Origin of the sequence: Chishuiella sp. (assembly GCF_032109125.1) — a bacterium.
Classification (GTDB): Bacteria; Bacteroidota; Bacteroidia; order Flavobacteriales; family Weeksellaceae; genus Empedobacter.
The window spans coordinates 604083-620160 of the sequence record NZ_DAMCLZ010000001.1 but is presented as its reverse complement, the minus strand read 5'-3'; the positions used below and the strand labels follow the sequence as shown (position 1 = coordinate 620160).

10 protein-coding genes are annotated in these 16078 nt (G+C 28.4%); 3 read left to right on the top strand and 7 right to left on the bottom strand.

Going from position 1 to position 16078, the window contains the following annotated elements; genetic code table 11:
* Nucleotides 1–19: 19 nt before the first annotated feature.
* Nucleotides 20–1201, top strand: a complete 1182-nt coding sequence (gene porV / locus RT575_RS02790; RefSeq protein ID WP_313578627.1) for a type IX secretion system outer membrane channel protein PorV — start codon at nt 20–22, stop codon at nt 1199–1201.
* A gap of 167 nt (nt 1202–1368) precedes the next feature.
* Entirely contained in the window at nt 1369–3390 is a 2022-nt protein-coding gene (locus RT575_RS02785) for a M13 family metallopeptidase (protein WP_313578625.1), read from the top strand.
* A 156-nt stretch (nt 3391–3546) separates the two neighbouring features.
* On the opposite strand, the gene RT575_RS02780 is transcribed toward RT575_RS02785, so the two are convergent.
* From RT575_RS02780 to RT575_RS02760, 5 genes are all read right to left on the bottom strand, one after another.
* The gene (locus tag RT575_RS02780; RefSeq protein WP_313578623.1) at nt 3547–4686 is read right to left on the bottom strand and encodes an efflux RND transporter periplasmic adaptor subunit; all 1140 of its coding nucleotides are present in this window, start codon (nt 4684–4686) and stop codon (nt 3547–3549) included.
* Nucleotides 4687–4690: 4 nt separating this feature from the next.
* Nucleotides 4691–9019, bottom strand: coding sequence for a CusA/CzcA family heavy metal efflux RND transporter (locus tag RT575_RS02775; RefSeq protein WP_313578621.1), 4329 nt, complete (start codon nt 9017–9019; stop codon nt 4691–4693).
* A 161-nt stretch (nt 9020–9180) separates the two neighbouring features.
* Nucleotides 9181–9495, bottom strand: coding sequence for a hypothetical protein (locus tag RT575_RS02770; protein WP_313578619.1), 315 nt, complete (start codon nt 9493–9495; stop codon nt 9181–9183).
* A gap of 398 nt (nt 9496–9893) precedes the next feature.
* The gene (locus RT575_RS02765) at nt 9894–10883 is read right to left on the bottom strand and encodes an aldo/keto reductase (protein WP_313578617.1); all 990 of its coding nucleotides are present in this window, start codon (nt 10881–10883) and stop codon (nt 9894–9896) included.
* A gap of 9 nt (nt 10884–10892) precedes the next feature.
* A complete protein-coding gene (locus tag RT575_RS02760; RefSeq protein ID WP_313578615.1) occupies nt 10893–11897 on the bottom strand; it encodes an MBL fold metallo-hydrolase in 1005 nt (334 codons plus the stop codon).
* A gap of 119 nt (nt 11898–12016) precedes the next feature.
* On the opposite strand from RT575_RS02760, the gene RT575_RS02755 reads away from it, so the two are divergent.
* Nucleotides 12017–12370, top strand: coding sequence for a winged helix-turn-helix transcriptional regulator (locus RT575_RS02755; RefSeq protein WP_409515941.1), 354 nt, complete (start codon nt 12017–12019; stop codon nt 12368–12370).
* Between the two features lie 241 nt (nt 12371–12611).
* Here RT575_RS02755 and RT575_RS02750 read toward each other — a convergent pair whose 3' ends face one another.
* Together RT575_RS02750 and RT575_RS02745 are read right to left on the bottom strand one after the other, a co-directional pair.
* Complete coding sequence (locus RT575_RS02750) at nt 12612–14822, bottom strand: FUSC family protein (protein ID WP_313578613.1); 2211 nt, start codon at nt 14820–14822, stop codon at nt 12612–12614.
* A gap of 61 nt (nt 14823–14883) precedes the next feature.
* The gene (locus tag RT575_RS02745; protein WP_313578611.1) at nt 14884–16053 is read right to left on the bottom strand and encodes a THUMP-like domain-containing protein; all 1170 of its coding nucleotides are present in this window, start codon (nt 16051–16053) and stop codon (nt 14884–14886) included.
* Nucleotides 16054–16078 lie beyond the last annotated feature (25 nt).

Sequence of the window (16078 nt, the reverse complement as noted above, 5' to 3'; positions counted from 1 at the left end):
ATAATCAATTATATATCGAATGAAAAAATTTACCGCAAGCTTATTGATTTTAGCATCGGCTTATTCATTTGCCCAAAATAAGGATAATAATCCAATCTTAACAGGAGCACCATTTCTTAGAATATCTCCTGATGCAAGAGCAGGAGGTCTAGGAGACCAGGGTGTAGCTACATCAGCAGATAATTACTCTCAATACTGGAATGCAGCAAAATATTCTTTTGCACCAGATTATTCTGGAGTTGCATTTTCCTATACTCCATATATGAGTTCTCTTACAAGTGATGTATTCTTACTTAATGCTACTTACTATACTTTTTTAGGTCAGGATGAAAGAAGTACTTTCGGAGCTAGTATTTATTATTTTAATATGGGTGAAATCCAATTGAATAGTTTAAATGCTTCAACTGGATCAATACAAAATGATGGGACATCAAAACCCAATGAATTCTCTATTGACTTATCATATGGTTTAAGATTATCAGATACGTATTCGATGGCAGTTACAGGACGTTTTATTCGTTCAGATTTATTCAATGGAATTAGTGATGGGACTGTACAAGCAGCTAATACATTTGCTGTTGATTTAGCAGGTTACTATCAATCAGAAACAATGAATACCAATAATTTTGATGGAAAATTGCGTGCTGGTTTTCAAATTTCTAATATTGGACCCAAATTAGATTATTCTAATAATGAAGATAACTCTTCATATTTACCTACAACTTTACGTTTAGGTATTGGATATGATTTCAAATTTGATGAATACAATAAAGTAGGTTTAACAACTGAATTTTCAAAATTATTAGTTCCAACTCCAACATGGGAAAAAGATGAAAATGGAGATCCTATTCCTGGAACAGGTTACATTCCAAATAAAGGTGTTGTTTCAGGTATGTTTAGTTCATTTGGAGATGCTCCAGGTGGAGGAAGTGAGGAATTAAAAGAACTTATGTATTCTGTTGGAGCTGAATATTCTTATAATGAAGCATTATTTTTGAGAACTGGATATTTTCACGAAAGTAAAATGAAAGGAGATCGTCAATATTTAACATTGGGGCTTGGACTTAAATATAATTCATTTGCTTTTAATGCGTCTTATTTAATACCTACGTCTAGTACAAACAATGCTTTAGAAAACACTCTACGTTTTGGTATTGCTTGGAATTTTGGTGGAGAAACGGATAATAATTATGATTATTAATCAATATTAATTTTACTCTATAAAATCATCCGAAGAAAGTAAATTTCTTCGGATTTTTTTATTAAAATAGATTAATTAATCTATGATTAATTTAAGTGTTTTTTCTAAACTTATTTCATTAGATTTGTAATGAAACGATATTGAATTACTAAGAAATAAGTAAAAAGATGAAAAAACAATTACTTTTAGCAACTTTTGCATGTACGTCAATTTTGACTATGGCTCAAGAAAAATACCAAGCTATTAATCCAAATTTTATGGACAAATCTGTTCGTCCACAAGATGACTTATACAATTTTGTAAATGGAAATTGGATGAAAATTACAGAAATTCCTTCAGATAGAGCAAGATGGGGAAGTTTTGATGAATTAAGAGAAAATACGGATAAAATTACTTTACAATTAGTAAAGGATTTAATTCAAACAAAACATAAAGAAGGATCTAGCGAACAAAAAATAGCTGATTTGTATGAAGCTTATGTAAATTTAGAAGCTCGTAATAAAACAGGTTTAGCTCCACTTCAAAAATATTTTACAAAGATTGATAAAGTAAAAAATCTTAAAGATTTACAAGATTATTTAACTGAAGCTTCTGCTATTGGAGAAAATCCATTTTATGGAGCTTATGTATACACAGATTTAAAAAGTAGTAAAGAAAACGCAGTTTACTTAAGTAATATTGGCCTTACTTTAGGAAAAACGTATTACCAAAAGGAAGATGCTAAGAATACTGAAACTTTAGGTGAATTATCTAAATTTGTTGATCAATTAATGCCATATACAGGCTCTAAAACAAGAGATTTAAAAGGACCTAAAATTGTAGCTTTCGAAAAAATGATGGCAAAATACATCAAAACAGTAGAAGAAAGTAGAGATCCAAATAAATCATACAATCCAGTTAAATTATCTGAAGTAAAAAATCTTACTAAAAATATAGATATTGAAAAATATGTAAAATCTTTAGGTATTAATCCTGAGACAGTTATTATACGTGAGTTAGATTATTACAAGAACTTAGATAAAATTTTAAATCAAGAGAATTTACCTCTAATTAAAGAGTATTTAAAATTTAAATTAATCAATTCATTTGCAGGATATTCTACAACAGAATTAGATAAAATTAATTTTGAGTTTTACGGAAAAACAATCTCTGGTCAAAAAGAACAAAGATCTTTAGATAAAAGAGGTTTAGCTTTTGTTAATGGAAATGTAGGAGAACTTTTAGGTCAAATTTATGTAAAAGATAATTTTCCTCCTGAAGCAAAAGCAAAAGCTGAAGAATTGATTAGTTACATTTTCAAATCGTTCGATAAGCATATCAACGAATTAGAATGGATGTCTTCTGATACAAAAAAGAAGGCTATTGAAAAATTAAATAAATTTACTGTAAAAATTGGTTATCCTGATAAATGGAAAGATTATTCTGATTTACATATTAAGCCAGCTTCACAAGGAGGTGATTTAATTGATGACATCATGACAATTAGTAAATGGAGAGGAAAAGAAAACCTTAAAGATTATGGTAAACCAGTTGATAAAACTCGTTGGGGAATGTCTCCACAAACAGTTAATGCCTACTTTAATCCAACAAATAACGAAATAGTTTTTCCAGCAGCAATTTTACAAGCACCTTTCTATGATTATAGAGCAGATGCAGCAGTAAATTTTGGAGGAATTGGAGCCGTAATTGGACATGAAATCTCTCATGGATTCGATGATTCAGGAGCTAAATTCGATGGAGATGGAAACTTAGTAAACTGGTGGACAAAAGAGGATCAAGAGAAATTTGCTCAAGCAACAAAAGCTTTAGCAACACAGTACGATGCTTATGAACCGGTAAAAGGTAGTCATGTAAATGGAACATTTACCTCAGGTGAAAACATTGGAGATTTAGGAGGTGCCTCAGTTGCTTTTGATGCTTTACAAATGTATTTAAAAGATAAAGGAACTTATGGAAATATAGATGGATTTACTCCTCAACAACGTTTCTTCTTATCTTGGGCAACTATTTGGAGAACAAAATCTACGGATAAAGCATTAGAAGATCAAGTGAAAACAGATCCTCATTCACCTGCTTATTACCGTGCTTTTGCACCAATCATTAATATTGATGCTTTCCATGATGCTTTCCAAACAAAACCTGGAGATAAATTATACAAAGCACCAAAAGAGCGAATTAAAATTTGGTAATCAAAGAAATATAAAACAAATAAAAACCAGTAAAATAAATTTTACTGGTTTTTTTATATTTAAAACTTTACTTTTTTGGGCGTTCCCTTCGGTCGGGCATTTCGTTGCAATCTTTTTCTAAGGAAAAAGGATTTTCACTACATTCCCTAACGCGTTTTATTCTTTGTTTTTTAATGAAGTTAATAAATTATAAGAGCCTTTTCCTACATATATTTTCGATCTATTTGCAGGTGATTTTATTTCTACCATTTTCATCGACGAAATACCTATTTCAACAGGTGTTAAAACATATTTATTTTTATTTACTTGCTCAAAAATATAATTTTTACCATCATACTGTACAATAGCTTCTTCTGGTAAAATATTTGCTCGTAATTGACTTACATTCAATTCTACATTAAAATACATATTTTCTGTTATCTGTATACCATTCAGATTTGTAATTTTAGCATATACATCTATTGTACCGTCTGCGTTTACTTGGTTAGAGATTGCTGTAACTTGTGCATTCAATTTCTGATTTGGATTTGCATTCGTATATGCATCCAAATTCTGACCAATTTGTATACTTCCTAAATCTTTTTCAAATACTTTAATATTCAATAGAGAATTGTTGGGATTTACAATTTCAATCATTGCATTGGCAGGAGAAACATATTGTCCAGTATTTACAAATACTTCATTTATTCTTCCGCTTATAGGTGCATAGATATTAATGGTTCTTTTTATATTATTTAATCTTACTCCAGCAGGATTAATATTTATTAATCTCAATTTTTCTTCCAGAGATTGTTTTTTTACCATCAATGTCTGCTTTGTCGCTTTTGCTTGTTGCATTACTTTATCACTTGCTGCTTGTTCAGCATTCAAATCTCTTTGTCGAATATAATCTTCATTGGCTTGTTCTAATAATGCAATTGTTGTAAGATAATCTTCTTGCATTTGTATGTATTGCGGATCCTCAAGAACAGCAACTACATCTCCTTTTCTTACATTGTTTCCAGGAATTAAAGAAATTCTTTTTACATATCCACCAAATGGATTTGTAATAGACACAGTATTTTGGGGTGTTATTGCAGTTTTAGCATTTAATCGAATTGTTGTCGATAAATTTTTATTCTGGAAAGTAACCGTGTCAATAGGAAAACTTTTTAACTGTTCATCAGATAAATTCAAAATAGTAGAAGAAACAGTAGTTGTTACTTCTTCAATTTCGTCTTTTTTAGTTTCTTTTCCACAACTATTCATTAATAAACTAAAACTAGTACCTAAGGTTATAATTATATATTTTTTCATTTCTTTAATCTGCTTTGTAGTAAGACATTTCCGCAAAAATTAATTCACGCTTATTTTTTGTATCCAAATAATTCGCTTTTACTTCAATAATTTGATTATTCAAAATAACCCAATCTAAAAAGTTAATTTCTCCTTCCAACAATTGTCTATTAATTGTTTTTTGTAAATCTAATGAGGCTGGTAATTGAGTTTTTTCAAAGTCATTAATAACTTCTTTGTATGTTGTAAGCTGATTTTTTAAAATATCAAATTCTTGTTGAATCTTCAATTCTTGTAGAGCAAAATTTTGTTTAGCTATATCAACTTTGACTTTAGATGCCTCAATATTTGAATTAATTGCTTTAGTAAACAATGGTATTCCAACACCAACTTGAAATGAATTATATCTATTTCTGTTTATATCTAAAAAACTTTGATTAGAATAACCAACAGTTAGGGTAGGAGATTTTTTCGATTTTTCTACATCAACCTCTAAATTAGAAGTATTTACATTTTCTTCTGCTAGTTGTAAAAGAGGGTGTTGATTAATGGTTGTAAGTTCTTCAAAATTAAACCAATTAATAGTTTCTTTAGCTGGATAAATCTTAGTTTCAGTATTACATAGATACTGCATTTGTCTTGCTGCATTTTCTAATTCAACATTTACTAATTTAATCTGATTTTCAATTGATTTTAATTGAATAGTTGCTGTAGAAACTTCACTACGATTTGCTTCACCTTTCTTTAAACGTAAAGTAGATTTATCTAGAAATTGCTGATAAATAGATTGATTTTCTTTTAATAAATCTTGCTGAGCTTCCAAATTTTGCATAGCCACATAAATTCTAGCTAAACGTTGTTTTATTTCTAGTTTTGTTAAACTTTCATTTGCTCTAGAAGACGTAATCATTTGCTCATTAAGCACTTTTTGTCTTTTATAAACAACTGGAAATTGAAAGGATTGCGAAACAGAAAACTGATTGTCAAAATCACCTGTATTTAATTGACCAAAATTTGTAGAAATTTCTGTTGGACCAATAGAACGATTAGAAAAAACATTTTTTTCATGATAAACAGTGTTTAATTCTGCTTGTTTTATCTCTAGATTATTTGCATCTGCTAATTGAACTGCTTGTTCAAAATTGATACGTTCTTGTGCTTTTATACTATTTCCAGCTATCGTAAATAGTAGAAATAATAAAATTGTTAGCGATGTTGAATATTTTCGCTTCTTTTTTAAATTAATATGTTCAAACATTACATATAAAATTGGTAAAACAAATAGGGTAAGGAATGTTGCACCCATTAAACCACCTATAACTACAGTAGCTAATGGACGTTGTACTTCTGCACCAGAACCATTACTCAAAGCCATTGGTAAAAAGCCTAAAGAAGCAACAGCAGCAGTCATAAGTACAGGGCGAAGTCTAGTTCTTGTTCCTAAAATTACAATTCTTGTTGTGTTTTTTATTCCATTATTTTTTAATCGGTTATATTCAGAGATTAATACAATTCCATTCAAAACAGCAATACCAAATAAAGCAATGAATCCAACTCCAGCACTTATACTAAAAGGCATTCCTCGACCAGCAAGAAACAATATTCCACCAATAGAAGAAAGAGGAATAGCTGTATAAATTAATAAACTTTCTTTTACTGATTTAAATGCGAAGAATAATAAAACAAATATTAATACTAAAGCTACAGGAACAGCAATTCCTAATCTTGCTTTTGCCTCGTTTAAATTTTCGAATGCACCACCATAAGTAGTATAATAACCAGTAGGTAATTTTATTTTGCTATCTATTTTTTGTTGTAATTCTTCTACAACACTTTCAACATCATGTCCTTTAACATTAAATCCAATAACAATTCTTCTTTTTGCATCTTCTCTTTGTATCTGGTTAGGTGTATTTTTATAATCAACATTTGCAATTTGTTGTAAAGGAATTTGAACTCCTGAAGGCATAGGAATTAATAAGTTTTTTATGTCGTCAATGTTTTCTCTTTTATTTTGAGCTAAACGAACGACTAAATCAAACCGTTTTTCACCTTCGAAAACCATTCCTGTTGATTGTCCAGCAAATGCAATATTAATAATTCTGTTAGCTTCACCAATGGTTAAACCATATTGAGCAAGAAGTGCTCTATTAAATTCTATAACAACTTGAGGAATTCCATTAATCGGTTCAATATATAATTCTTGTGTACCATCAACAGTATTAATAAGTTTACCTACTTTTTGAGCATTAGAAGCTAAACTATCTAAATTTTCACCAAAAATTTTCACAACAACATCTTGTCTCGCACCAGTCATCAACTCATTGAAACGCATTTGTACAGGAAATTGAAATCCTGTAGATAAACCAGAAACACTTTCTAATGCTTTACTCATTTTATCAGAAAGTTCAGGAAAAGTCTTAGCTGAGGTCCATTCTTTTTTAGGTTTTAAAACAATTATTATATCTCCCGCATCCATTGGCATTGGTTCAGTAGGAATTTCTCCACTTCCAATTTTAGTAACAACCATTTGAACTTCTGGAAATTGCTCTTTTAGAATTTTAGCTGCTTTTGTAGTATATTCTATTGTTGTAGATATATTACTTCCTGGTAAAATCCGTGCTTCTACTGCAAAATCACCTTCTTCTAAAGCAGGTATAAATTCTCCACCTAATCGAGACATTATAAAGACAGCAATTGCAAAAAGAGTAAGAACAATAGTTAAAATAATAGTTCTTGCTTTTAAAGCTTTTATTAAGTATTTCTGATGGAATATTTCTACTTTATGCATTACTCGATCAGATAAGTTTGGTTTGATTTTTTTCTTTCGACTTAAAAATAAACTGCTCATCATAGGAACATAAGTAAGCGATAAAATGAAGGCACCAATTAATGCAAAAGCAACTGTTTGAGCCATTGGTTTGAACATTTTACCTTCTATTCCTTGTAAAGAAAAAATCGGTAAATAAACAATTAAAATGATAATTTGACCAAACACAGCAGAATTTACCATTTTCTTCGCAGAAGACGCAACTGTTGCATCCATATCTATTTTTGAAAGCTTATTATTTAAACCAAATTTTTTGCTAAACATTAATTGATGCATAACAGCTTCTACAATAATAACAGCTCCATCTACAATCAAACCAAAATCTAACGCACCTAAACTCATTAGATTTCCTCCAACTCCAAAAAGATTCATCATTATTATGGCGAATAATAAAGCTAAAGGTATAACGGAAGCAACAATAAGACCTGCGCGTAAATTACCTAAGAAGATGACTAAAATAAAAACAACAATTAAAGCACCTTCCATTAGATTAACTTCTACGGTATGAATTGTATTATCAACCATTTTTTTTCTGTCTAAAAACGGTTCTATAACAATTCCCTCTGGTAGTGTTTTTTTGATTTCTTCTATTCGTTGTTGAACATTTTTAATAACATCATTACTATTTGCCCCTTTCAACATCATTACAATAGCTCCGGAAACTTCTCCTTTATCATTGTAGGTCATTGCACCATATCTTGTCGCAAAACCAGTGTTTATTTCTGCAACATCTTTCATTAAAATTGGTGTTCCGCTACCAGAACGCTTTACAGTAATATTTTCAATATCTTCTATTTTACCAATTAAGCCTTCTGATCTTATAAATAATGAAGTTGGTCCCTTTTCTATGTAGGCACCTCCAGTGTTTTGGTTATTTTCACTCAGTGCATCAAATAAATCATTAATTGTAAGGTTAAATGCTTGTAAACGTTGTGGGTCTATACCAATTTCGTATTGTTTTAGTTTTCCTCCAAAACTACTTACATCAGCAACACCAGGTACACCAAGTAATTGTCGTCGGACAATCCAATCTTGTATTGTTCGTAGTTCAGTTTCATCATATCTTTCTTCATAACCTTCCGCTGGACGAACAACATATTGATAAATTTCACCAAGACCCGTAGAAATAGGACCTAATTGTGGTTGTCCTATTCCATTTGGAATATCTTTTTGAACTTGCAATAGCCTTTCACTAACTTGTTGTCTTGCCCAGTAAACATCTGTATCATCATCGAAAACAATTGTGACAAGGGATAGTCCAAATCTGGAGAAACTTCTGATATCTGTTATTCCTCCAATATTTGAGTTAGCTTGCTCGATTGGGAAAGTAACTAATCGCTCTATATCTTCTGCACTAAAGGAAGGAGCAACTGTAATAATTTGAACCTGATTTGATGTAATATCAGGTTGTGCATCAATAGGTAATTTAGCTGCATTGTATATACCAAATACCAACAATGCAAACGTAAATAATCCTATGATAAATTTATTTTTGATTGAGAAATCAATAATCTTATTTAACATCGTAAAATTATATAGATTAATCTATTATACATTCCTTTTTAATGAATTATAAAATAGATATAGATTGAAAATAATGCTAGAAATAATAATTTATAGCAAATGAATAAACTGTTGTAAATAATAGTTATTACAACATTTATTAGAGTTAAAATCTAGAAAAATTACGCTTGTTTTGGTGGTTGCCAAATTGAATTTTGGCAGTAGTTTGATACAAAATCTTTGTAATATAAAGAGATTGGTTTTGTATCTATGTTTTTATCTATTTGAGGAATTTCAAAAACTATAATAGGTAGGTAGCTATGGTCTACGTGTGTAGTTTCTATTTTTATAAAAGGAAGTTTTTGGTCAGTTTGCCAATCTTCATCTTTTTCATGTCCACCATAATGATGCTTTATAAAAAAGACCATTTCTTCACTTATACTACCTAATTTATCTTTTTGTACATGTTCTATGAAATGTGAAACAAATATTGGCAACTTATACAACTGTGAAAATTGAGTTGAAGTTGTGATATATAGAAATATTAATATTTTTATTGCAAAAAGTTTCACTTCACAAAAGTATTGATATTTTTGTTTTAATCAATATTGTTTTCAAAAAAACTCCTTTAACAATTGTTTAAATTTTATAAAATATTCTTATTAAAGAAGTTGTTTAAATGAATTATGTTTTGAATTATTTTTAGTTATAAATTGCAATAGTGATTGAAGCGGCATCCTTTTTTGATTGGATTCATTTCAAAACTAAATCAATCTCCAATCTAAAAAGATACAGCGATAAAGCACGGTGCGAAGCAATTGCCCTATAAATAAACATAATCTTTGTAAGTTTAAACAACTTCAAATTCTATTGAATATTTAGATTTTATGACTATTTATCCGTTTGTTAATTTTAACGAATCTTCATTGTAACGTTCTCCAGTATTAGGATATTTAGCAATAATACTATCAATTGTATTGATATCATTTTTAGATAAAACAATATCAACAGATTTAGCATTTATCTCTAAATATTTTTGTTTTTTTGTTCCAGGTATTGGAATAATATCATCTCCTTGAGCCATCAGCCAAGCCAATGCCATTTGAGCATTTGTTATTCCTTTACTTGTTGAAAATTCTGTAAGTGATTGAACTAATTTTTGATTATTCTCCAAATATGGACTTTGAAAACGGGGTAATTTTAATCTCGAATCACCTTGTTTTAATTGATTAATATCGAAATTTTCAGTTAACATTCCTCTTCCCAAAGGAGAAAATGGAATAAGAGATATATTGTGTTTTCTTACCATTGGTAAAATTTCAGCTTCAATATCTCTTGTAAGTAAAGAATATTCACTTTGCAATGCTGCAATAGGATGCACAGCATTTGCACGCTCAATACTTTTGGCTGATGCTTCGCAAATTCCCAAATAGCGAATTTTTCCTTCTTTTACTAAATTACTCATTGCACCAATACTTTCTTCAATTGGTATATTAGGGTCAATACGATGTAAGTAATACAAATCGATACAATCAATTTCCAAACGCTGTAAACTCAATTCAACAGCTTTTTTCATATACTCTGGAGATCCATCAACATGATTAGAAAATGAAATAGACGATTCATCATATCTAAATCCAAATTTTGTAGCAATAAATACTTTATCTCTATTTGGTTTTAAAACTTTTGAAATTAGTTTTTCATTATTTCCACCACCATAAAAGTCGGCTGTATCCCAAAAATTAATTCCTAAATCCAATGCTTTATGTAAAGTATTTATACTTTCATTATCATCGATGTTTCCATACGCATGAGACATTCCCATGCAACCTAAACCAATTGCAGAAATTTTTTCTCCAGTATTTCCTAATATTTTGTATTTCATAATTATTTATTAAAGTTTAATTTCTATTGGATTGTAATAACTAATAGGATTCCAAAAATATTCATCATCTCTTTTATTAATATAGCCTAATCCTGGCCAAGGTAAATGAGAAGACATTACTAATGTATTATTTATATAACAGTCATTTAAGATTTTGTTCCTTGTTTCAATTCCTTGTTTGAAATTAACATCAAATAAAACACCCCAATCAGGTTCAGAAATCATTAGTGGAGTATGTAGTATATCCACAACATTTTTTATTGATTTATCTTCAGAAGTAATTGTAAAAACTATATGACCAGGAGTATGACCAGGAGCTAATTCTGTTTTAATTAAATTAAATAATGTTTCTCCAGCTTTAAATGTTTTAATTTTAGGACTAACTATTTTTAATAGTTTTTGAATAAAATTTACAGTTCCAGTTATTTGTTCTTGATTTAATTTGCTTTGAGAAAAATCTGGATTTTCTGTCATCCAAAAATCATATTCTTCCTTGGATATATGATAGGTAGCTTCAGGAAAAACAAGTTGATTACTCGTGAATACTAATCCACCAATGTGGTCACGATTAGCATGTGTAATTAGAACATCTGTAATAGTATTTGGTTCAATACCTTCATTAATAAGGCTTTCTAATAATAATCCTTGGTTGTCATTAGAATGTTTACCCAATCCACTATCAATTAAAATTGTTCTGTCTGAGGTTTTTATTAAAATGATATTGATACTTAATTCTGCAACAGATTTTTTGAGATGCAATTGACTAGATTTTTTTTCAAATTCATTTTTTGAAATATCTGATGCAAATACTTTTTCAGGTTGATTAATAATCATTTCTCCATCAGAAAAAATGTAAAAATCAATTTTACCTAATTGTACTTTTATTGGTTTCATACTACGAATAGTTTTTTTGTTATTTTTAATCAAAAACGAATTACTCATTATTGTAGGGAAAGCAAATAAAGCACCAATCATAGAACCTAATTTTATTGCTTTTCTTCTATTTATTTTCACGTTCTTTTTTTCAAAATTATTTACATAGTTTTGAATTTACAAGTACCTACTTTTTTGTACTTTAGTTACCTAAAATAAACTATTATTGAGAATCAGTTTATTAAAAATTATAATTTATGATTAAAAATAATGAAACAGAACCAATGTGTGCTGTTGATTTTGCATTTAGAAGAATTGGAGGAAAATATAAAGGGCGTATACTTTGGTATGTTTCGAAATATGAAGTTTTACGATTTGGTGAATTAAAAAGATTAATGAATGATATTACGACCAAAATGTTAACACAAACATTGCGAGAATTAGAAAATAATGAACTATTGAATAGAAAAGTTTATCACGAAGTTCCTCCAAAAGTCGAATATACACTTACCGAAACAGGTAAAAGTTTGATACCTTTTATAAATTTATTAAGAGATTGGGGGATAAGCCAAATGGAAAAAGAAAATATACCAATCCGTAAGCATCAAGTTTAATTGTTAGGTGTTCCCTTGGAGCGGGCATTTCGTTGCAATCTTTTTCTGAGGAAAAAGGATTTTCACTGCATTCCCTAACGCAATATAGATATTGTATATAAAAATTGTTTCTTAATTAAGAATACTAATATATTTCAAAATAATTTTATCTTTTTTCTTCTTTAAATAAATTTTGGAATTTTATTAAAAAAAACAGCTGATTCTTTAAAAGACTGTAAATTTTTTTTCAGTGATTAAAAAGTTAAACTGTAATCTTTTTTTCTTCAATTTTAGATTCAGTATCTTTTGAATTATTTTCAACAAAAACTTGTCCAACTTTAGAAAAATCTGAAACGATTTCATATAAATACTCAAGTAAATTTTTAATTAATTCAGCATCATTTTTTAAATCATCTGTAGTCATTTCTTCCATAGTTACTGGATGTTCATCAAAAATAATAGTTTTTAATAAATTCTCTGTTTTGTAATTTCCATACATATTAATGTTTTGTAATAACAATTGTAGAATTTTAGTGATTAAACGTATATGCTCAGATGTAAGAATAACCGAATTATTTTTTTTAATAATCTTTACTAAGCCTACAGAATAAGAAACAAATGATTGATTGAAAATGGTGAAACTATTTAGTTCATCAGCATTTTTTTGTTTGTCTTTTGGTTCAGAAATAACTCGCTGAAAAACAGAATTAATGTTTGCCATAGCAATGAAAAGATCTTTACGTGCAATTTTATAATCTGTTGTAGAAACTTCATTGTCAGCTAAACGTTTAAAGACAAGAAAAATAAATTCATAATCGGCTATAAGTGCTTTTTGTATATATTCGTTCATATTATTTTTTTCCCATGTAGGAAATATTAAATAACATGAAATAAATGCCATAAATCCACCTATAATAGTATCCATAAATCGTTCTTCTATGATGGTTATGGTATCAATTTTAGAATAAAAACTAAAAGCAATAAGTACATAAGCTGTTAAATAAAATGTTCCTACAGAATATCTTTGTCTTATAAATGTATATGCAAGAAGCATGAAGAAAAGCATAAGAGTAAATCTAATTCCTTGATCATGAATAAAAAGAACAATTAATAACCCTATAATTCCTCCTGAAATAGTACCTTTTAATCGTTGATAATTTCTTTTCTTTGTAACACTAAAACCAGGTTTTAATATAACAACTGTTGTCATTAAAATCCAATAGCTATGGTAACTTGTAGGTACAATAAATGTAATTGCATAACCAGCAAGCATAACAATTGTAGCTCTTAGCGCATGACGAAATATAGATGATTTTATATTAAAATGATCTCGCATTTTATAAGGTGAGTAATTAACTGTAGGCTGAAAATTCTGTGCATGATCTAATGGATTTTTCTTTTTTTCTGAAAAAGAATCATCATAAAAGAATTTGTGAATAAAGTCTATTTTGTATATTACTTGTTTTATATTAATGTATATTTTTGTAAGAACAATAGGTTTTTTACCCTCATCATACAATTCTTTAATAGCATCATCAATCTTTTTTAATTCTACTTCAAAATCAAAAGTAGGCGATTTAGGTTTTTTGTTAGAATTGATATGGTAAGCAATCATTTTTAATTCATGCGCAAGTTTATTCATCATATTATAAATTTTACGCATAGCTTTAGTATCGCCATATTCTTCTCTGATTTTTTTATAATCGTATTGTGTTGCAGTTATATTTTCAAAAATATCAATTAAGTCAGAATAGATAAATACAATTGATCGTCCAATAGGTGTTTGATCTTTTACTAATCTTTTATTACTAAATACCAACTCACGAACTAAACTTTGTTTTTCGTTAATGATAACATGTTCATCAATTAACTTCTTTATAATATCATCATAATTAGAGTCTCTATCAAACATTGATGCTTTGATACGAATATATTCAGATACATGTATCATAGTGTCAGCAAGATTTTGTTGTGCCATCCTATATGGTCGAAAAGTACTTATAGCAAGACTAAATATAGAATACCAAATAGCACCAGCAGTTATGTAACTTGCAATTTGTAAAGCACTTAGGTCGTCTCTTAAGTCATTCATGTTCATGACCATAGACATCATAATTACCATCCCTAGAGCACTGGCTCTTTGTCCCCAAACAGCAAGCATATTTGAACAAAAAACAATTACAATTAAGAATAATCCCAAAACATATTCTAAATGATTAATTGTTTTAGTAAGAAATGAAATAATAAAAATGAAAAGAACAGATAACCATAGAAAATTTCGTCTTTCTTTAAAAGGTCCAGGTGTATCTGTCATATGTGCTAATACAGCACCAAGGCTCATTGTTACACCAGTATATAATTCTCCAAAATATCCTGCTACAATAGGAGGAATAACAATAGCTATTGAAGTTTTTATTCCATCTGCTAAAGCTTCTCCATAAATGAAATTTTCTAATTTGTTTTTAAATTCCAAATGATGTAAATTTTAATTGTGATTTTGATATCTATAAAATTAATATATCTTTTTTATAAATTCAATAAATACGTGATGTTTTTAAAATATGAAAACCATTCATGCTTTGAGTAAAAATAAGAGTAGTATCTCCACCATCAATAATTTTAAATTTTTTCTTAATACTATCGATTGATTGATTAAAATTTTTAACTAGCATATTTGCCTTCATTTTAGTAATTTCTTTTTTAGGATTTCTTATTTCATGTTCAACTTCATAAATTTTACCTGGAAATTCATTCATAATTTCTGATGAAGTATATAGATGAGTATTTTGATGAAGTTTTGTAAGATTTAATTTTTCTGATACTAATTTAAAAGCTCCTGTTTTTAATATAGATACATTAGGTTCATAGATATATTTTGAAACAGAACCATAACTTGCTATTGCATCTATTTCATCAAAGAAATTAAATTGAAAATTAGTTTGATTACTTTCTAAATTAATAGCTTTTATTATAGGATTTTTTAATGTATTATTTTTATCTAATAAAATTAGAAAATCTTTTACCTCATTTTTTAAAGCAACAATATGTATTTCAGAAATATGTATTATTTGTTCAAGAGTTAAAGAAATATCTAATAATGGAGAAAGTTTTATCATTATTTTATCACTTTTTTCAAAAAAAGTAGGAATCCATTCTAAAATATTAGGTTCTAAATCTTCTAAAATAAATTTTCTTCCACCAGAGTTTCTTCGTGCAGGATCAAGGTAAATAACATCAAATTTTAATTCTGAATGTTGTTCAAAAAAATCTTGAAAAGAGTTAGAATAAACATCTACATTTGGTGTGAGAATTGAAGTATTGTTTTTTACAATCTCACTTAATTCTTTATTTTTCTCTATATGATAAACTTTTGAAAATCTTTTAGCAAAAGCCATTGTATCAATTCCAAATCCAGCAGTTAAATCAATCAATGTTTTCCCCTCAATTATACTACTCTTATAATTTGCTGTAGCTTCAGAACTTGCTTGTTCTAAATTAATTGAAGGAGGAAAGAATATGTTTTTGGTTTTGTATAAAGTAGGGAATTTATATTTAGAAACTTGTAATCCTTTTAATTGTTGGGCAATTTCTGCAGAAGAAATTGATTCAAAAGGAGATTTTTTTAAAACAATTTTTTTAAAATCCTCATGTTCAATTGATTTTAAATAATCTTGAAATTCTGAGGATAAAATAGTATTATTCAATGTTGTAATAGTTTATTAATTAACT